Origin of the sequence: Kitasatospora sp. NBC_00374 (genome assembly GCF_041434935.1) — a bacterium.
Classification (GTDB): Bacteria; Actinomycetota; Actinomycetes; order Streptomycetales; family Streptomycetaceae; genus Kitasatospora.
On record NZ_CP107964.1, the window covers coordinates 6109691 to 6129425 of the forward strand.

Annotated in this window: 14 protein-coding genes, 1 tRNA gene and 3 pseudogenes; 13 read left to right on the forward strand and 5 right to left on the reverse strand. The window is 70.2% G+C overall.

The features are described 5' to 3' along the window. The first annotated feature begins 156 nt into the window (after nt 1-156). Both cmk and der read left to right on the forward strand, forming a co-directional pair. On the forward strand, nt 157-873 hold the full coding sequence (cmk, locus tag OG871_RS27265; RefSeq protein WP_371500190.1) for a (d)CMP kinase: 717 nt from the start codon (nt 157-159) through the stop codon (nt 871-873). 286 nt (nt 874-1159) lie between these two features. Continuing rightward, entirely contained in the window at nt 1160-2680 is a 1521-nt protein-coding gene (gene der, locus OG871_RS27270) for a ribosome biogenesis GTPase Der (protein ID WP_371500192.1), read from the forward strand. Between the two features lie 212 nt (nt 2681-2892). Here the strand turns inward: der and OG871_RS27275 are convergent, their stop codons facing one another. After that, nucleotides 2893-3507, reverse strand: coding sequence for a hypothetical protein (locus tag OG871_RS27275; protein ID WP_371500194.1), 615 nt, complete (start codon nt 3505-3507; stop codon nt 2893-2895). 261 nt (nt 3508-3768) lie between these two features. Next, the gene (locus tag OG871_RS27280) at nt 3769-4644 is read right to left on the reverse strand and encodes a hypothetical protein (RefSeq protein ID WP_371500196.1); all 876 of its coding nucleotides are present in this window, start codon (nt 4642-4644) and stop codon (nt 3769-3771) included. A gap of 596 nt (nt 4645-5240) precedes the next feature. On the opposite strand from OG871_RS27280, the gene OG871_RS27285 reads away from it, so the two are divergent. The 8 genes from OG871_RS27285 to OG871_RS27320 all read left to right on the forward strand — a co-directional run bounded on the left by OG871_RS27285 (nt 5241) and on the right by OG871_RS27320 (nt 12468). Further along, nucleotides 5241-6008, forward strand: a complete 768-nt coding sequence (locus tag OG871_RS27285; protein ID WP_371500198.1) for a transglycosylase family protein — start codon at nt 5241-5243, stop codon at nt 6006-6008. A 258-nt stretch (nt 6009-6266) separates the two neighbouring features. Next, complete coding sequence (locus tag OG871_RS27290; protein ID WP_371500199.1) at nt 6267-6644, forward strand: transglycosylase family protein; 378 nt, start codon at nt 6267-6269, stop codon at nt 6642-6644. A 109-nt stretch (nt 6645-6753) separates the two neighbouring features. Then, nucleotides 6754-7425, forward strand: coding sequence for an alpha-ketoglutarate-dependent dioxygenase AlkB (locus OG871_RS27295; protein WP_371500201.1), 672 nt, complete (start codon nt 6754-6756; stop codon nt 7423-7425). A gap of 191 nt (nt 7426-7616) precedes the next feature. Then, entirely contained in the window at nt 7617-8480 is an 864-nt protein-coding gene (locus OG871_RS27300) for an acyl-CoA thioesterase (protein WP_371500203.1), read from the forward strand. A gap of 121 nt (nt 8481-8601) precedes the next feature. Continuing rightward, entirely contained in the window at nt 8602-9384 is a 783-nt protein-coding gene (locus OG871_RS27305; protein ID WP_371500205.1) for a DUF1684 domain-containing protein, read from the forward strand. A 135-nt stretch (nt 9385-9519) separates the two neighbouring features. Beyond that, nucleotides 9520-10800, forward strand: a complete 1281-nt coding sequence (locus tag OG871_RS27310; protein WP_371500207.1) for an MFS transporter — start codon at nt 9520-9522, stop codon at nt 10798-10800. A gap of 159 nt (nt 10801-10959) precedes the next feature. Continuing rightward, a tRNA-Pro gene (locus OG871_RS27315) sits at nt 10960-11033 on the forward strand. Between the two features lie 325 nt (nt 11034-11358). Then, nucleotides 11359-12468: a hypothetical protein gene (locus tag OG871_RS27320; RefSeq protein WP_371500209.1), complete on the forward strand. Its 1110-nt coding sequence runs from the start codon at nt 11359-11361 to the stop codon at nt 12466-12468. A 380-nt stretch (nt 12469-12848) separates the two neighbouring features. On the opposite strand, the pseudogene OG871_RS27325 reads toward OG871_RS27320, so the two are convergent. The 3 genes and pseudogenes from OG871_RS27325 to OG871_RS27335 form a co-directional block, all read right to left on the reverse strand. After that, a pseudogene (locus OG871_RS27325) lies at nt 12849-13145 on the reverse strand (transposase); the annotation flags it as partial. 4 nt (nt 13146-13149) lie between these two features. Further along, entirely contained in the window at nt 13150-14349 is a 1200-nt protein-coding gene (locus OG871_RS27330) for an IS30 family transposase (protein WP_371503444.1), read from the reverse strand. Between the two features lie 289 nt (nt 14350-14638). Then, a pseudogene (locus OG871_RS27335) lies at nt 14639-15543 on the reverse strand (IS3 family transposase); the annotation flags it as partial. A gap of 261 nt (nt 15544-15804) precedes the next feature. On the opposite strand from OG871_RS27335, the gene OG871_RS27340 reads away from it, so the two are divergent. From OG871_RS27340 to OG871_RS27350, 3 genes and pseudogenes are all read left to right on the forward strand, one after another. Beyond that, nucleotides 15805-17334: a hypothetical protein gene (locus OG871_RS27340; RefSeq protein WP_371500211.1), complete on the forward strand. Its 1530-nt coding sequence runs from the start codon at nt 15805-15807 to the stop codon at nt 17332-17334. Then, nucleotides 17331-18284: an AAA family ATPase gene (locus tag OG871_RS27345; protein WP_371500213.1), complete on the forward strand. Its 954-nt coding sequence runs from the start codon at nt 17331-17333 to the stop codon at nt 18282-18284. The genes OG871_RS27340 and OG871_RS27345 overlap by 4 nt, the downstream gene beginning before the upstream one ends. Then, nucleotides 18241-19683, forward strand: a pseudogene (locus OG871_RS27350) (SAV_2336 N-terminal domain-related protein); the annotation flags it as partial. The gene OG871_RS27345 and the pseudogene OG871_RS27350, both read left to right, overlap by 44 nt. Nucleotides 19684-19735 lie beyond the last annotated feature (52 nt).

The following is a 19735-nucleotide window of genomic DNA, read 5'->3' on the forward strand; positions in this document are numbered from 1 at the left end:
CCGGGTCGGTGGCCGGCCGACCCCTGCCAAGGGCGCCGAGAGCGCCCGGCGGGGCTTGGGCCGATCGGGTGACGGCCGGGGCGGCGGGGGAGAGCCCGGCGGTCGTCTAACCTTGGGGTAGTCACCCGGTTGTCTGTTTGGAGAGAGGTTCGCCCCGTGGACACTGCCGACCGAGCGCACGCCCCGGTCGTCGTCGCCATCGACGGACCCTCCGGCTCCGGCAAGTCGACCGTCTCCCGGGCGGTCGCCGCCCGGCTGGGGCTGAGCTTCCTGGACACCGGCGCGATGTACCGCGCGATGACCTGGTGGATGCTCAGCAACGACGTGGACGTCGACGACCCGGACGCGGTCGCCATCGCCTGCGGCAAGCCGGTGATCGTCTCCGGTACGGACGCGGCCGGCCCGACCATAACGGTCGACGGCCGGGACGTCTCCGGCCCGATCCGCGGACCGGAGGTGACCGCCCAGGTCTCCGCCGTCTCCGCCGTCCCCGCCGTCCGGGCCCGCCTGGTCGAGCTGCAGCGCGGCTGCGCCGAGGTCGCCGAGCGCGGCATCGTCGCCGAGGGCCGGGACATGGGCACCGTGGTGTTCCCGAGCGCCACCGTGAAGATCTTCCTCACCGCGTCCGAGACGGCCCGCGCCGAGCGCCGGGCCGCCGAACTGCGCGCCAAGGGCGTGGACGAGGCCACCATCACCGCGATGGCCGCCGACCTGGCCCGCCGCGACGCAGCCGACTCCTCCCGGGCGACCGCTCCGCTGACCCAGGCCGCCGACGCGGTCCTGGTGGACACCAGCGAGCTCACCCTGGAGCAGGTGATCGACCGGATCGCCGCGCTGGTCGAGGACCGGGCCGGCCGCCTGTCCGCCGTCTGACCTGCCGGCCTTCCGGCCGGGCCGGGCCGGGGCGGGACGGGGCGGGCGGGCCGCTTGTGGTGCGCGGGTCATCCGCAGCCGTCCAGCATCTGCACCGGCACGTACTGCCCTCACCATCCGCACCATCTGCACCACGCGCACCATCCGCACCACCCCGCGCGGGCATCGGCCCGCGCCCACAGACCTGCGGTAACCGACCGCATCATGCAGGACTCGCGCTGCCCGCCAGGGCAGGTACGCACGGCACGCCCCTGGGAAGGGCCGTGCCGGGAAATGGGAAACGAAGATGAGCAACGACATCGCGACCGGCTCGACCGGTCCGGCCGCCTCCGCCGCCTCCGCCTCCGCCGCCTCCGCCGCCTCCGCCGGCTCGCACGGCGAGCTGGACTCCGCCGAGTACGCCGAGTTCATGGCACTCGCCGCCGAGGAGGGTTTCGACTCGGAGGAGATCGACGCCGACCTGGACGCGTCCTCCGGCGGTCCGCTGCCCGTGCTGGCCGTCGTCGGCCGCCCGAACGTCGGCAAGTCGACTCTGGTCAACCGCATCATCGGCCGCCGTGAGGCGGTCGTCGAGGACCGTCCGGGCGTGACCCGCGACCGGGTCACCTACGAGGCCACCTGGAACGGCCGCCGCTTCAAGCTGGTCGACACGGGTGGCTGGGAGCTCGACGTCCTCGGCCTCGACGCCATGGTCGCCGCCCAGGCCGAGCTCGGCATCGAGACCGCCGACGCCGTGCTCTTCGTGGTGGACGCCACCGTCGGCGCGACCGACACCGACGAAGCCCTGATCAAGATCATCCGCAAGGCCGGCAAGCCCACCGTGCTCTGCGCCAACAAGGTCGACGGCCAGTCCACCGAGGCCGAGGCCGCCTACCTGTGGTCGCTCGGCCTCGGCGAGCCGTACCCCGTCTCGGCCCTGCACGGCCGCGGCTCCGGCGACCTGCTGGACGCCGTCCTGGCCGCCCTCCCGGAGGCGCCGCCGCAGACCTTCGGGACCGGCACCCTCGGCGGCCCGCGCCGCGTCGCGCTGATCGGCCGCCCGAACGTCGGCAAGTCCAGCCTGCTCAACAAGGTCGCCGGCGAGGAGCGGGTGGTCGTCAACTCGCTGGCCGGCACCACCCGCGACCCGGTCGACGAGCTCATCGAGCTGGGCGGCAAGACCTGGAAGTTCGTCGACACCGCCGGCATCCGTCGCCGGGTCCACCTCACCGCAGGCGCCGACTTCTACGCCTCGCTGCGCACCTCCTCGGCGCTGGAGAAGGCCGAGGTCGCGGTCGTCCTGATCGACGCGAGCGAGACGCTGGCCGAGCAGGACACCCGGATCATCTCGATGGCCGTCGAGGCCGGGCGCGCCGTCGTCGTCGCGTACAACAAGTGGGACCAGCTCGACGAGGAGCGGCGCTACTACCTCGAGCGCGAGATCGAGCGCGACCTCGTCCAGGTCCAGTGGGCGCCCCGGGTCAACGTCTCCGCGCTGACCGGCCGGCACATGGAGAAGCTCGTCCCGGCGATCGAGACCGCGCTGGCCGGCTGGGAGACCCGGATCCCGACCTCCCGGCTGAACGCCTTCCTGGGCGAGCTGGTGGCCTCGCACCCGCACCCCATCCGGGGTGGCAAGCAGCCGCGCATCCTGTTCGGCACCCAGGCCGGTACCCGGCCGCCGCGGTTCGTGCTCTTCGCCTCCGGCTTCCTTGAGGCCGGCTACCGCCGGTTCGTCGAGCGCCGGCTCCGGGAGGAGTTCGGGTTCGTCGGTACGCCGATCTCGATCTCGGTCCGGGTGCGGGAGAAGCGCAGCCGCAAGAAGTGACCTGATCCCCGGTCGGGCCGGGGTCGGGGTCGGGGCCGGGGTCGGGGTCGGCCGCGGGCGCGGGCGTGGATCGTAGGAATCGGCGAAGGCCGGGCAGTCGAGTGACTGCCCGGCCTTCGCCGTGTCCGGAGCTCGGAGGCGACGCTCGGAGCCGCTGCTGGTCCTTCCGGCGTCTGCCGCCCGCCGCCTGCCGCCTGCCGTGCGGCCGGGGCTCAGCTCTGGGCCGGGCCGCGGCCGGGGGGCAGCGAGAGCATCGAGCGGTGTCGGCCGCCGGTGCCCGGGCTGCCCGCCGCACCTGCTGCGGCAGCCGTACCGACGGTGGGGGGGTCGGTGGGCTGCGGCGGGGCGAGGTAGCCCGCGGCCACCCAGCCCTGGCCGGTGGCGGGGCCGGTGGTGGCGTACTGGCCCGCGCCGGCGGCGAGGCCCTGCCCGAGGGCGGCGCTGCCGTTGTTGGCGCCGGTGCTGCCGCCGCCGGAGCCGTGGCCGGGCCCGAGACCGAATTGGCCCGCGCCGGACTGCTGGGACGGCATGAACTGCGGGATCCCGGCCTGTCCGGCGAAGGTGTGGAACGTCTGGTGCTGCGGATACGGCATCAACTCGTGCCGGGTGCTGGCCGGTTCCCGAACGGCGAATCCGGTGAAGCGCATGTTCTCCTCGTCCGAGCGGTCTCCCGGAAGCGCCCGGAACAGCCTGCGGTATTCGGAGTACAGCGCGTCGTAGATCGGCGTGGCCGAGGACGGGTGCTCCGCGTCGTACGACGGGCGCATGCTCGGGATGGAGCGGCTGGCGGAGGGGCGGCTGGGCGAGGCGACGTCGTAGCTGTACACGTAGGGCCAACGAGTGAGCCGCGCGGGGGATGCGGGGGTGACGGGCGCTGTCGCGCGCCTCCGGGTGGCGCTTGGGTGGCGCCGAGGGCGGGCGGCGCCTGGTACGCGCCCCCGCCCTCGGACGTGCGCGGTCGCGCACCCCCGTGCGCCGCCGATCGGGGGTGCGCCGCCCGCCGCCCGCCGCCCGCCGCCCGTCGGGGCGGTGGGCGGCCCGGTGTCGGTGCCGGTGTGGGGGAGGGGCGGGGGCGGGGCGCGGTCCGGTCAGGTGCCGGCCAGGGGCAGCATGCCGGCGACCAGGCGGCCCTGGCCGGCCGCCCGGTCGAGGGCGAGGCGCAGCAGGTCCTCCCGGGGCTGGCGGCCGATGGTGTCGGCCGGCACCGCGTACATGATCACCTCGGACTGCTTGGCCGCGGCGGCCCGCCAGGCGTCGGTGACCTGGAGCGGCTGGTGGGCCTGCCACCAGGCGGCGCTGCCGCCGGCCGCGGAGGGCTGGAGGATCGCGTGCAGCTGCCCGATCGCCATCAGCACCGACCAGCCCGCCAGCGGGCGGACCGGGGCCTGGTTGACGTTGGAGATCTGCTGGAAGCCGTGCTCGGTGAGCAGCGACAGAAACTCGTCGTCGGTGGAGGCGCTGCCCGGCCGGCCGACCGGGCCGGTCGGCTCGACCACCAGGGCGGCGTGCCCGGTGTCGCCGCACAGCACCAGCCCGCAGGTGACGCCGAGGACGGCCGGTTGGGTCCCGGCGGTGGCTGCGCCTGCCGGCTGGGCGGGGGTGGGGGCGGGGGCCGCCGGGATGCCCGGAGAGGCCGGGGCCGGGATGGTCGGGGCCGTCGGGGCGTCAGGTGAGGGGGCGCTGCCCTGGGCCTGGCTGATGCTGCGGACCGCCCCGAGCAACTGTTCCTCGGCGACCGGTACGACCTGGGAGGGAATGCACCGGGAGTGGGCGAAGGCGAGCACCGCCGTCTCCTCGCCGACGAAGAGCACTGTGCTGGTGGGCTCCTGGAGGGAGTCACCGGGCTGTCGGCAGGAAGTGCAGTCGTAGACGTCGGGTGCGTGGGCGCCGCCCAGCAGGCGGTCGGCTTCGTCGTCGCCGATCTCGGCTCGTACGTCGTCGCTCACATTGAGCATGCGCGGCACGAAGGCTCCTCTGTTGGTCTGGGACGTGGCGCGGGCGCGCGCCCGGCCGCCATTACCAACGGGCCCCTGTGTCAGGGGTCACGGGTGGGCTCGACTCCGATGGGATTTGCCGCAGATTTGACTGCTGCAGGTGGTCGACTGGTCACTACGTGTCGATGCTGTGCCCGAGCTCACAGGGGCGAAATCGTGCCCCAGGTCACATTGGGTCGATGTTTGACCTTATCAAATATGGATAAATCGGTCATTCGGCATGGATCTGCTTGATCAATACCGCCGGTAACACCTGATTGACCTGGGATGACCCGAAAACGTTTGGTCCTCACTTATTCGCCTCGTAGCTTCGATCCCAGTGCAACGAGCACTACCCGGGTTCACCCCCAGGTGCCAGAGCGGCCGGCTGACCCCCGGCGACGCGGGGCACCGACCGCAGCGCAGGCCCCGCACGAAGCGGGCGCCGCGCACACCGGTCGGGAGGGTGGCCGGGGCGGCGCGGCACGTCGGACACGTGCACGGCCGCCTTGCGGACGCGGCAAGCGAACCACGCCCTTCGAGGGCTTGGTTCCGCATGCCCGCCCGGGGCTGTCGAGAGGAACCTCATGACCTTCCGTAACGAGACTGCCGCTGCCACCACCACTGCCACCAAGCGCAACCGCGTGCGGATGGCCGTTCTGGGCAGCGTCGTCGTTGCCCTTCCGGTGGCCGGCCTCGTCACGGCCACCTCGGCCTCCGCCGCGTCGGTGGCCACCTGGGACAAGGTCGCGCAGTGCGAGTCCACGGGTAACTGGAGCATCAACAGCGGCAACGGCTTCTACGGCGGCCTGCAGTTCACCTCCAGCACCTGGGCCGCCTACGGTGGCACCGCCTACGCCCCGCAGGCCAACCTGGCCACCAAGGCGCAGCAGATCGCCGTCGCGGAGAAGGTGCTCGCCTCCCAGGGCCCGGGCGCCTGGCCCGTGTGCTCCGTCAAGGCCGGCCTGACCAAGGGCGGCGAGGCCCCGCAGGTCGACACCGGTGCTGCGGCCACCACCAAGACCGCCCCCGCCCCGAAGGCGGAGACCGCCCCGAAGCCGGCCCCCAAGGCCGCCGCGCCGAAGGCCGACTCCGAGCGCGCCAACCGCAGCACCGAGCGCCAGCCGCTCGCCGCCCAGGCGCCCACCAAGGCCGCCGAGGCCCCGAAGGCCGCCGCGCCCGCCGCCCCGGCCGAGAAGACCAACGGTGGCACCTACACCGTCAAGAGCGGCGACACCCTGAGCGACATCGCCGCCGCCAAGGGCCTCGACTGGAAGACCCTGTACAAGAACAACGTCAGCGTCATCGGTGGCGACGCCGACCTGATCCTCCCGGGCCAGGTCCTGTCCGTCTGACGGATGGTGTGACCGGTTCACCCGGTTCACGCGCTTCAGCTGGTTCATGGGCTCGATCAGGGTCGTTGGTACCTGTTGGACCTGTCCGGTCAGGTCGGCCCGTTGCTGTGCCCGCCGGATCTGCCTGAAGGCCGTCGGCCGCATCCCCTCGGGGTGCGGGCGGCGGCTTTCGCCATGCCGTACGGGTGGTGACCCGGACGGTCGAGCCGGACCCATGCGCCGAGGGCGACGTCCCCGCCCGGCGCCTACCGTCGGTGGATGGGCACACGTCTGCTGAACCGGGTGCTGGCGGTCACCGCCGCCCCGCTGCTGTCCGTCCTCCCCTTGGTGCCCGAGGCTGCCGCAGCCCAGGCCGCCCGGCGGACCCCGGACCAGATCTGGGACGGAATCGCCCGCTGCGAGAGCGGCGGTGACTGGCACGCCGACACCGGGAACGGCTTCTACGGCGGCCTGCAGATCTGGCCCCCCACCTGGGAGGAGGCGGACGGGCTCCGTTTCGCTGCCAGGCCCGACCTGGCCACCCGCCGCGAGCAGATCACCGTCGGCGAGGAGATCCTGAGTCAGCAGGGCTGGGCAGCCTGGTCCGGCTGCGCCGAGACGCTCGGACTGCTGCGCGCCTCGGCCCGGAGCCGCTGACGGTCCCACCGCAGTGCGCAGTACGCAGTACGCAGGCCGTACGCCGTCGCCGCGGCGGTCGCGGTCGGCCGGGCCGTCCCGGGCCCGAACCCGGTGCGAGGATGGGGGCGTGCCCGGCGAACTGTTCCCCCGAGAACGCTCCGACCCGGCCCCCGGGGCCGTCCTGCTGCCCGACTGGCTCACCCCCGCCGAGCAGCTCGAACTCGTCGCCGCCTGCCGCGAGTGGGCCCGCCCGCCGGCCGGCCTGCGGACCGTCCGGCTCCCCACCGGAGGTCAGATGTCGGTGCGCACGGTCTGCCTGGGCTGGCACTGGTACCCGTACGGCTACGCCCGGACGGTGGTGGACGGCGACGGCACACCGGTGAAGCCGTTCCCGCCGTTGCTGGGCCGCCTCGCCGAACGGGCCGTCGCCGCCGCCTACGGGCCGGGCGGCCTCGGCGGGATCGCCGGAGCCGAGGCGTACGAGCCCGACGTGGCCCTGGTCAACCACTACGCCGAGGGCGCGCGGATGGGTCTGCACCGGGACCGGGAGGAGCGGGTCGACGCCCCGGTGGTCTCGTTCTCGCTCGGCGACAGCTGTGTGTTCCGGCTCGGCAACACCGAGACCAGGACCCGCCCGTGGACCGACCTGGAGCTGCACAGCGGTGACCTGCTGGTCTTCGGCGGTCCGTCACGCTTCGCCTACCACGGGGTGGTCCGTACCCTCGCGGGCACCGCCGACCCCGCCCTGGGGATGACCGGCCGGTTGAACATCACGGTGCGGCAGTCCGGACTGGAATGATCCCAACCTTTCGCCGTGTCCGGTCGTCCGCTGCCGTCCGCTGCCGCCCGCGGCTCCGCGGACTACGTCCGATCGCCCGTCCCGGGCGGCGGGAATTCCGGGGCGGCGAGCAGACTTCTGGGTAGACGAAGGCGGCGGGACCGGGTGGAGTGTGCCTCCCGGACCGGCCGTCGGCCGGAGAGGAACAGACCATGGGAACGCCCGTCGACCAACTCGTCGACCTGCTCGACCTGGAGCAGATCGAGCTCAACATCTTCCGGGGCCGCAGCCCCGAGGAGGCCCTGCAGCGGACGTTCGGTGGTCAGGTGGCCGGCCAGGCCCTGGTGGCCGCAGGGCGTACGGTCGAGGACGGGCGCCCTGTCCACTCCCTGCACGCCTACTTCCTGCGGCCCGGCGTTCCCGGCGTTCCGATCGTCTACCAGGTGGACCGGATCCGCGACGGCCGTTCCTTCACCACCCGCCGGGTGCTCGGCATCCAGCAGGGCCGCTCGATCTTCGCCCTCACCGCCGACTTCCACCTGCCCGAGCAGGGCGGCATCGAGCACCAGGACGCGATGCCCGACGTCCCCGCGCCCGAGGACCTGCCCAGCGCGCTGGACGAGGTCGGGTCCAAGCTCGGTGAGCTGCCGCCGTTCATCAGCCGCCGCCAGCCCTTCGACATCCGCTACGTCGACCGGCTGCGGTGGTCGAAGGAGGAGCTGGTCGGTGTCGAGCCGCGCAGCGGTGTGTGGCTGCGGACCAACGGCGCCCTGCCCGACGACCCACTGATCCATGTCTGCGCCCTCACCTACGCCAGCGACATGACCCTGCTCGACGCCGTCCGCGCACCCGTCGAGCCGCTGTGGGGCGAGCGGAACTTCGACATGGCCTCGCTCGACCACGCGATGTGGTTCCACCGCCCGTTCCGCGCCGACGACTGGCTGCTCTACAAGCAGGAGTCGCCGATCGCGCACGGCGCGCGCGGTCTGGCCCGCGGCGAGATCTACGACCGGAGCGGGCGGCTGGTCGTCTCCGTCATGCAGGAGGGGCTGTTCCGCCCCCTCGCCGGTCGCTGACAGCCGGCCGCTGACCGCCGGCTGCCGCTGACCGTCCGTCCCGTACGCACTGTCGCGTTGTCCTACTCGTATCCGTCGTCCCGTAGTTCGGTCTCAACTCACCCAGGGAGGGGATGGTCCGATGACCGCCGCCGAGGAATGGAAGCACTGGACGGAGGCGCGGGCCGCCTCCGTCAGCGCGCCGCACGGACCGCTCGCGCTCACCGGCACGCACTGGCTGGGGCCCGAGCCGACCGAGATCCCGGGCCTGCCCGGGCTCTGGTCGGCCACCGACGGCCTGGTCCGGGTCAGCGTCGCGGCGGCGGACGGCGTACGGCTGGAGGCGCCGGGGTACGACCTGCTGGAGGGCGAGAACACGCTGCGCCCCGACACCGACCCGGCACCCCAGCCGGCCACCCTCGGCGACGTCCGGCTCGTCCCGATCGAGCGGGAGGGCGAACTGGCGCTGCGGGTCTTCGACCCGGCTTCGCCCGCCCGGGCGGCCTTCGCGGGGATCACCGTCTACCCCTACGCGCCCGAGTGGGCCGTCCCGGCGGTCTTCACCCCCTTCGAGGACGACCGTGCGGTCGTCGTCCCCAACGCGGACGGCAAGGAACGCCCCCTGGAGGTCACCGGCCGGATCGCCTTCCGGCTCGCGGGGGAGGACCACACCCTCACCGTCAGCCGCTCCGGCGAACGCCTCACCGGCGTGATCGCCGACGCCACCAGCGGCCGCCAGACCTACCGCTTCCGCTTCATCACCCTTCCCGCGCCGGACGCGGACGGCCGAACGGTGCTCGATCTCAACCACGCCCACCTGCCGCCGTGCGCCTTCGCCGACCACTTCGTCTGCCCCTTCCCGCCGCCGGGCAACCGGCTGACGGTGGCGGTGGAGGCCGGGGAGAAGCAGGTGCTGTCGAGGTGACCCCGGTGCGGGAACGGGCTGGGCGGTGGACGAACATGAGTCTCTGTGTCGACAGATCAACCAGCCACCGCCGCTGAGAACCCGCCCGCCGCCGAGCCCGAGCCCGAGCCCGAGCCCGCGCGAAAGCCTGTGCGCGTGTCCGGGCACGTGTCTGGGTTCGCCGGGCGTTCCGGGCGGCTGGCGAAAGCCGCCCGGAACACCCTCGCCGACATCGGCCCGCTCCGGGACAACCCCGACTACCGGCGGGTCTGGGCCGGACAGTCCGTCTCGGCCGTCGGCCAGCAGATGACGGCGGTCGCCGTCTCCGTGCAGGTGTACGACCTGACGAAGTCGAGCTTCGCCACCGGCCTGGTCGGCCTGTTCTCGCTCGGCCCGCTCATCGCCTTCGGCCTGTACGGCGGCGCCGTCGCCGACCGCGTCGACCGGCGCAAGCTCGGCCTGATCGGCTCGGCCGGCCTCGCCGCGGTCTCCGCCGTCCTGGCCGTCCAGGCCCTGCTCGGCCTCGGCGCGGTCGCGCTGCTGTACGCCGCGGTCGCCGTGCAGTCGGGCTTCTTCGCGCTCAGTTCCCCGGCCCGGTCGTCGATGATCCCGCGCCTGGTGCCCCGTCAGCAGCTGCCCGCCGCCAACGCGCTCAACACCATCAGCATGAACCTGGGCATGACGGTAGGCCCGATGCTCGGCGGCATCCTGATCGGCGCGTACGGCGTCCGGTCCGCGTACCTGGTGGACACCGTGGCGTTCAGCGCCACCCTCTACGCGATGTGGCGGCTGCCGGCCATGCGGCCGCTCGGCGAGGCGGGCCGGCGGGCTTCCGTGCTCGACGGCCTGCGGTTCCTGCGGGAGCAGCCCAACCTGCGGACCAGCTTCCTCGCCGACCTCGCCGCCATGATCTTCGGCCTGCCGAGGGCACTCTTCCCCGCCATCGCGGTCGGCTTCTACGGCGGCGGACCCGGGACCGTCGGGCTGCTGGTCGCCGCGCCGGCGGTGGGGGCGCTGGCGGGGGCACTGTTCTCCGGATGGATCGGGAGGGTGCACCGGCACGGGGCGGCGGTGCTGGCCGCGGTGTGCGCGTGGGGGCTGTCCATCGCGGCGTTCGGGCTGGTGCGGGAGCTGTGGCTGGGGCTGGCGCTGCTCGCGGCTGCGGGGTGCGCGGACACCGTCAGCATGATCTTCCGCAACACGATGATGCAGGTCGCCGCCCCCGACGAGATGCGCGGCCGCCTCCAGGGCATCTTCATCGTCGTCGTCGCCGGAGGCCCCCGCCTCGGCGACTTCGAATCCGGTACCGTCGCCGCCCTCACCACCCCCGCCGTCTCCGTGATCACCGGCGGCCTCGCCTGCGTCGCCGCCGTCCTCCTGCTCGCCGCCCGACGCCCCGCCTTCCTCCGCTACGACGCCCGCCACCCCACACCCTGACCTGCACCTTCCACCCGACACCACGCCGCCCCGCCGCCACCGGAAACCTGGCAGCGAGCACCCCTCCACGTGCTGTATTGTTTTCCACGTCGCCGGGAGACCGGGGGCAAGGTCGAAGAGTCGAAGATCATCACGAGATGATCGGAGGCAATCAGACCACGGGACGTGGCGCAGCTTGGTAGCGCACTTGACTGGGGGTCAAGGGGTCGCAGGTTCAAATCCTGTCGTCCCGACATATGTCGGAAGCCCTCTGATTTGGACGAAAGTCCAGGTCAGAGGGCTTTTTTTGTTGATACCCCGTCAGTGGGATGGGCTGTCTGTGATGCTTCTAGTCATCTTGCGGGGGACCAGCGGGGGACCAGTTCGGTCTGCGGCCACTCGATGAGCTTCTGCTGAGGGAACCTGTCCGTGCAGAGCTACAGTCCCGGACAGGCGTGACCGCTCTGACCCGAACACGGGGGTGGGCGGTTTCTCCGTCGGCCCCTACGGGCCCGACTTGGTCGGAGATGACGGACGCCGGCATCACGCACCGCAGAGGAAGGCAGCTGACTCATTCGAGTGGCTTCGCTGGACTGGCTATCCGTCAACGTCTATGCACGGAACGTCTTTCCGTCGCGATTCGGCCAAGGGGCTGCTGGGCCCGCTGTTAATGTTTCGACGCGTGCCGAGGTTAGACCTGATGTGGAGGTGGGCGGGGTGGGTGGTTCCGGCAGGGCGCAGCTGGTGTTTGTACATGGCATCGGGGGTGTGCGTGACGCTGGGCAGGAGTGCCGCGACTGGGTGGAGGCTCTGGCTCATGGCGCGCGGGAGGCTGGGCATGCCGATGATGTGTCTGGACTGACCCAGGGGTGGCTTGCGGAGGCGCGCTTCGCGGACTACAGCGACCTGTTTGCGGCCTGGCAGACCCAGGGGTCCGGAGGCGTGGAGCCAGGGGCCGAGGAGGTTGCCTTTCTGGACCCGTTTGTCCGGAATGTGGTCGACGAACTCGGTCGGCAGGCAGAGGAGAAGGAGGACTCGCAGTCACAGCTGGTTATTGCGGGCGCCCGGGCCCAGTTGTGCCCTGACGGAGGGGAGCAGCAGGGTCTGGGAGCGCCGGTGAGGATGCTGGGCAGGGCGTTGACCACGATTCTGCAGGTGCCGGGACTGAAGCGCGCCGCTCAGTGGGCGAATGGCCGGTCACTGCTTGGACATCTGGCGCAGGTTGGCCGCTATTTGGATCGTGGCGAGGCGGACGCAGCCGGCCGGACCCTGGATGTGCGGGCGCGCGATCGGGTGCTGCAGGGAGTTGATCCTGAGCGGCCACTCGTGGTCGTGGCGCATTCGCTGGGGTCGGTGGTCGCCTTCGAAGCATTGCATCACTATGCCGGTCAGGTGGGGCTGCTTGTGACGTTGGGCTCGCCGCTCGCAACCGGAGCGGCGGTGCTGCAGCGGGTGAGCCCTCAGCCTCCGCGTACTCCGGAGTCGGTGCAGAGGTGGCTGAACTTCTGGGACCGCGACGACATCATTGTTGCCCGTCCGCGGGTGGAAACGTGGATGCGACAGAGTTTCTCTGGCGTTGCACCACATACGAAGCGGGTGGACTCTGATGGTGTGTGGGTGCATACCGCGACGAAGTACCTGCGGCAGCCGGGCGTGGCTGGCCCAATTGTGGAGGCGCTGAAGAAGTGATGGGCGGGCCGGTGCCAGCGCGGCACCTGCTGGTGGTCGCGGCGCAGTGTCGGGCAATGCCGACGTTGTCGCGGCTGGAGACTGCCGCACGAGAGCTGCACGCCGTGCTAACCGATCCCAGGCTTGGCGGGTGTCTGCCTCGTGCAGGCGAGCATCCCTCGCTGCTCACAGGAACAAGTCTAAAGCCGGAAGACGTCAACGAGGCTGTCCGTGAGGCGGTGCGGCAGGCCAAGGCAGACGGAGCTGTGCTGGTAGTGGCGTTTCTTGGTCACGGCTTCACTCCGCCGCAGCAGACTGACCTCTACTTCATGGTTGGGGACTCGACAACCGAGAGCACGATGTCGGCAGTGAGGTGACCCCCGGAATGTGGACACAGGGGTTCATGCTGCGAGTGAGAGTTTAGCTGCTGCGTGGTGCTGTTGTTCGAACTCCATCGGGGAGAAGTAGCCCAGGGCGCTGTGGCGCCGGCGGGCGTTGTAGTAGGTGAGCCACTGGAATATCTCCAGCCGTGCCTGGCTCATGGTCAGGAACAGCTTCCTGTGCATCACCTCTCGCTTCAGCCCCTGCCACAGGCTCTCGGCCAGGGCGTTGTCGTAGCTCGAGCCGACCCGGCCCATGCTCCTGCGGATGCCGTGCGAGTCGCAGACCTGTGCGAACGCGGCCGAGGTGTATTGGGCGAGTTCAACCGGTCGTTGCAACACCGGGCTGTTGTAGTGAGCGTAGCTGCTCCTCGAAGACCTCGGCCGGGGTCTTCCAGCCAAGGATCTTGCGGGGTCGGTCATTGATCGCCAGGGCGACGGCTTCGAGGTCCTCGGCGGACCACCGGGACAGGTCGGTGCCCTTCGGGAAGTACTGACGCAGCAGCCCGTTCGTGTTCTCGTTCGTGGGTCGCTGCCAGGGCGAGTGCGGATCGGCGAAGAACACCTTCGTCCTGGTCTCGAGCGCGAACTGGGCATGTCCGGAAAGTTCCTTCCCGCGGTCCCAGGTCAGGGTTTTGCGGAGCTGCTCGGGTAGCTTCGTCATCGACTCGGTCAGAGCAGTGTTCATCGCGACGGCGCCGTAACCGCCCAACGGCGGGCCGTTCTTCACAGGTGGCACCTCGCCCCAGCCCTCCATCCTCGGCAGATGCACCAGGAGGGTAGATCGGCTGCTGCGTTCGACGAGCGTGCCAATCGCGGACCGGCTTGTCCCAATGATCAGATCGCCTTCCCAATGCCCCGGGACCGCGCGGTCCCCGGCCTCTGCAGGACGTTCACTGAGGACGACATCCGCGGTGACATGCCCTTGCGGCTTGTTCCGTGACCTCGACCGAGGCTCTCGAAGTGCCCGCCCGGTGCGCAGGCAGGCGACCAGCTCCCGCTTGAGCGCACCACGGCCCTCGATGAACAGCGACTGGTAGATCGCCTCGTGGCTGATGCGCATGGACTCATCCTCGGGGAAGTCGGCCTTCAGCCGGTGCGAGATCTGCTCCGGGCTCCATGCTGTCGCCCACCGCCTGTCCTGCCGGTGCGGCTTGTTCAGCCCCTTCCACGGAGGCGTCTGCGGTCCCGCGACGACCGTCCCGTCAGGCCGGTGAACGTTCCCCGAAAGCCTCTCCTGCACGTACTCACGCAACCGGTCGTTACCCAGGAGCTTCGCGCTCTTCGGACGCTTGGCCGCCTGCTGAGCCTTCCACTGGGCGACCGTCGCGCGGTACTCCTGCTTGCCGCCGCGCGTGGCGGCGTTGCGGCGCAGTTCGCGAGAGATTGTCCCGGGGTCACGCCCCAGTGCGCGGGCGATCTCCCGCACACCCTTGCTCATCGCCCTGAGGATCGCGATCTCCTCGCGCTCCTCGAACGTGAGGTGCCGGCCCGAGGGCTCGGCCAACGAGATCGGAGGCATGCCGCCAGCGTGACGAAACCACCTCGCACCCACCGGCCACGACACGCCGACCGCCAGCGACGCCTCCACCGTCGTGACCCCCGTGGCGATCAGGCGCCAGAACTGGCGCTGCACGACCCGAGACGGATCAGGCCGCCCCGGCGAACGCATCGCCGGCCGCAACGCACGGTCAGCACGCCACTGCCGACGCCGCCCCTCCGGAACATCGCTGGTGTTCAAACTCCAGTCCGCTGTAGCCACGCCGCATACCTCCGAGATCAGGGTGTTGCGACGACCAGTTGAATTCACCTTGCGACCCGCGGTCCGAATGAAAGATCACTCCGGCCACGTTCCGGCCCCGAGCCGCGATCGCGGCCTGCAGCGCGTCGATGACGAGTTCAGCCCGCATGTGGGGAGCCATCGACCAGCCGAGCACCCGGCGTGAGCGGATGTCGATCACGCAGGCCAGGTAGAGCCACGTCGCGCCGACCTGGATGTATGTGATGTCGCCGCACCAGCGTTCGTCGAGGCCTGTGGCGGTGAAGTCGCGCTGGATCAGGTCCGGGACCGGCGGCGCGATCGGATCGGGAATCGTGGTGAGCTTCCTGCGGCGCAGGTGGCGGCCGACGATGCGGTGCTTGCGCATCAACCGCGCCACGCGCTTGCGGTTCACGGTGTGGCCGAAGCCCCGCAGTTCGGCGTGGACCCGCAGCGCGCCGTAGGTCTCCTTGTGCTCGGCGTGGATCTCCCGGATCTCCTCGACCAGGGCGTCCTCGTCCTCCTGACGCGCGGCACGGGTCTGGGCACCGGCCTGCCAGCGGTAGTAGCCCGAGCGGGAGACGCCGAGCACCTGGCACAGCCGCTGCACGCCGAAGGCCCCGGCGTTGGCAGAGATGAAGTCCCAGCGGCGGGGCGTCACTTCATCTCCTTGGCAAAATAGGCGGCTGCCCGGCGCAGGATCTCCCGCTCCAGCTGCCACTCCTTCTCCGCCTTCACCAGCCGGGCGTTCTCCGCCCGCAGCCGGGCCAGCTCGTCCTCGGCCCCACCGCCGGAGAGCGGTGTCCCCTCGGCCTCGCGGACCCAGGTGCGCAGGGTCTCGTGGTTGATGTTGAGGTCGTCGGCGACGGACTTGAACGTCCGCCTGCCCGCCGACGCCTGCCACAGTGCGACTGCGTCGGCTCTGAACTCCGGACTGTACTTCGATGGCCTTGCCACGCGGATCTTCACCTTCCTGGATCTACAAGATCCATTGTCAGGTGTGTCCACATCGCGGGGGTCACCTCAGCAGTGCACGTAGGGCAACTGCTGGCTCAGGCAGCAGACGAGCCTGGGGTAGATGGCGTGATTGCCTTCGTAGACACGTGCCATGCAGCTGGCGCGGTCCCAGACGCGGGTCAGCTAGCCGGTGGGATCCGCGCGGGCAAGACTCGGCTGGCTATCCTTACTGCGGCCGCCGCTGATCAGCCAGCCCGAGACATGCGTCTGACTTTCGCATTGGCCGGGGTATTGCGCGAAGGGTTAGCCGGCTCCGGACCACGGCTCTATGTGGACCGGCTGCTCACCTGCGCGCTTCGCGACCGAGTTCACGGGCAGGACATTGGCAGGGTCGAGCACGACAACGACCCGTTCGCATTGGATGGCCTGTGGCTGGCTGGCAACCTCCGCCATACCAGCGACTTCCCCGATGACACCGTTGGCCCAATTGGGCGTGAGGATCTGCGTCAGGTCGTGGAGATGTGGCGGCCTCAGCGACGCTTGCCGGAACGTTGGAACCTTTCCGCCCTCATCGAACTCGAGGGCTTCCTGCGCGCCCCGGATCACGTCGAGGACGAGACCGGCACTTCCTGGCGCCCACGAGTGGAAGCTGTGGTGACAGCGCTCTTGGAGTGTGCGCAGACCACCAAGTTCCTAAGCGAAGAACTGGCCGGCGCTCTTACGAGTGACAAGCTGCGTGCGGCCGCACGACTGGCAGGTTTCACCCCTCAAACGGGTGCTACGGCGACGCTGCGTGACTATTTGGAGTACTCCACGTTGAGGGCCCAGCCTCTGCACGCCTCACGATGGGCAGGCCTGGCTCGACTCATGGCCGCCCTCGCTCATCTACAGGACATGACTGGCGCAGATACACCGTTCAGGGCGTGGGCACGCAGGCTACAGGTGGTCCCCGAGTTCAACGACGCGCTGGCCGAGTTCACTTTGGACCAGCACCGGCGAGGGCTGCGCTTGGTGATCAGTCTGGCCAACGCTTGGACTGATTGGCCCGATGAGCTAGATGCGTGGCTTCTTCGCGGCTCCGCCCCACCGACACGACGCACGTTCTCCTGCGGATCCTCCGACCGCGCCGGCACAGGAAAGGCGATCCATGCTGCGCTAACGTGGGCGCGCAACCAGCTCGCTCCCGAGGAGTTGCTGGAGTACGTGGATGTGGCCGCGCCTGCTCACCTGTTGGCGCAGTGGCACCCGGAGGAGGCTGTGGTTGGCCGCTTCGTTCTGGGGGCCAAGCATCATGTTGTCTCACGTTGGAGCGGCAGCCTAGACCCGCAAGAAGACAACTCAGAGATCAACGACGCGGCCCGCAAGGCCCTGCAAGAACTGGCCGCCTCCGATGTGGCGCCGGTGGACTGGGTTGGCGCGGACGTCCTGAACGACCTGCCAGGTATGCACATTCGCCTCATGACCGGCCAGTTCGCCCCGGCGGTTGGTGTCGACCACCACCCCGACGACCTTCGCGAGGTGTTGGAGGTGCTGCTGCCCTACGCGCCGATCGTTCTGTGGCCGCGCGCGGGCGTTCGCTTCGACCAAGACCAATTGCGGACCGTGGTCCAACAGCACTGGCACGACCTGCCCGGCGGGTTCGCCACTGCCTACCGCGAACGCACGGCTTCTGGTGAGGACTGCCCTGTCGGGCTCGGCCATATCCGCGCCGTGTGGCACGACGAGCCGTGGCTGGAGTTCTGCCGCCCATTCGAGAACCGCATCGTGGCTGGCCTTGAGGAGGACGAATGACCTGGAAGCCCTACTACCGCGGTGACGGGGAACAGCGGCAGACCCCGTTGGAGGCACCGCCGCCCTGGCGGACCTTCCCCCGCGTCTCGCAGCACGAGCAGTACCAACCACCGCCCGGCCTGGTGGACGCCGTCAACGCGGCCTTGCACCTGCGCCGCCCGCTCCTGGTCACCGGACCCGCCGGTTCGGGGAAGTCCACCGTCATCGAACAGGTCGCCCATGAATTGGGACTGGGACAGGTGCTGCGGTGGCACATCACCTCCCGGAGCACCCTTGCTGAGGCGCTGTACCGCTACGACGCACTGGGTCGAATCCATGCGCAGAACCTGGGGACCAGCACCCGCCACCGCATCGGAGCCCGGGATCGCCGCGGCCGCGATGACATCGCCCCTTTCTTGCAGCTCGGCCCGCTGGGCACTGCCCTGCTGCCCACCGAGCCACCCCGAGCACTGCTCATCGACGAAATTGACAAGAGCGATCTAGACCTGCCCAGCGACCTGCTGGAGGTGCTGGAGCGCGGCGAATACGAGATCCCTGAGTTGGTTCGCTATCGCCGCCCTGCAGTTGCTGTACGTCAATGGGAAAGTCGCGAGACGCATGTAATCGAACGCGGGTTCGTTCGCTGCACGCAGTTCCCCTTTATCGTGCTGACCAGCAATGGTGAGCGAGACTTCCCGCCTGCGTTCCTGAGGCGCTGTATTCGATACACCATGCCGCAGCTGACCGCGGCCATGCTGGGGGATATCGTCCGTGCGCATTTGGGCAGGGCAGAGGATGAGGGGGCGCATGCGCTGATCGAGGAGTTCGCCGACCGCGTAGGCCGCGGCGACCACTTGGCGGTAGATCAGCTCCTCAACGCAGTATCTCTACTGACTGGCGATCAGGCACCGTACGGTGAACAGCGCGATGACCTGCGCGCCCTGCTCTTGCGTGAGCTCGCTCGTGACTGATGCCCTCACTCGCCTGTTGGCGGTCCTGGGCGCAGCCGCTCCTGCCAGCGCGGACGGGCGGGATCTCGCTGACGCTGTGTGGCTGGCCGCAGCTGGCACCGCACACGGCGGTGCCGATCCGGCATATTCCCCCCGTCCCGAGCTGCCAGCTGGCCCCGACGATCTCCCGATCGTCCCCCCAGTGCCGCCCGCCACCAGGGACGCTGCCCGCAGCGACCTCGGCAAATCGGGAGTGTCCTTCTATGACCCAGACAGCACCACCCACGTCCGGGGGGTCCCCCTGTCTCTGGGCCGGGCTGCCCCGCTGCCCCACGGCCTGGCCATTGGACGAGCTCTGCGGCCTTTCCGGCGGCGCTGGCAGCGCGGCGCCCGTGCTGTGCTGAACCTGGACACGACAGTAGAGCACTACACCCGCAGCGGGGAGCTGGTGCCCCTGTTTACCGCCGCGCCGGAGCCCTGGTTCGAAGCCGTCCTTGTGGTCGACACTTCGTTGACGATGAGCGTGTGGGACGAGACCACGCGGGCCCTCACCCAGCTCCTGCGCTCCCTGGGAGCCTTCCGGTCCGTGCACACCTGGCGTCTGGACCTTCACGCCTCCCAGCCTCAGCTGCACGACCACCTAGGCAGGGTCGTCCCCTCCGACCGTGTGCCCCACCATGGCGGCGGCCCCCACGGGCGACGGCTGATCCTCGTCGTCTCTGACTGCGCAGCCCGCGGATGGCACGAGCCGCAGCCATGGCAGATGCTGCATACATGGGGCTGGCATGTACCGGTGGCCCTCATCGATCCGCTGCCCCGCCGCCTGTGGCGCCGGTCCGCCCTTAACCTTCCGGCCGTACGCGCGACCGCTCCTCGTGCTGGTGTGCCTGGACATGTCCTGCATCACCGGCTCCCTATCCGACTGCACCCTGGGGCCGGCGGTGCCGACGACCTAGGGCCCTGGCAGGCTTTGCCTGTCCTGTCCTTCAACTCCCATGCGCTCGCGGCGTGGGCAAGAACTGTCATGCTTGCGGACCCCCGAGGCTGCGACGCCGTCCTGGTCCCCGCCTCAGGACGACCGCCCCGTCCCACCAAAGTGCAGAGCACCCCTGGGACGGATCCGGCACTACTCGTCGACTCATTCCTGCGCACTGCCCCGGCCCCGGCAGCCCGACTCGCAGTCCTGTGCTCATCCCTGGACCGCTTCACCCTGCCAGTTGTCCACGCGCTGCGCGACCGAGCGGTCCCCGAAGCGGACCTCTCCGACCTTGCCGAGGTTGTTACCAGCGGATTGCTGACCGTTACTCGCTCATCCGGGCTAGACCCAGCCCTAGCCTTCCATGATGCTGCTCGCGACCGCCTGCGCAGTCAACTAACCACACGCGACGTCTGGCAGACCTTCCAAGCTCTCAGCCAGCATCTCGCCGCACACCCCCACGCGCCCCACGGCATTACCGCCATTCTGCACAGCT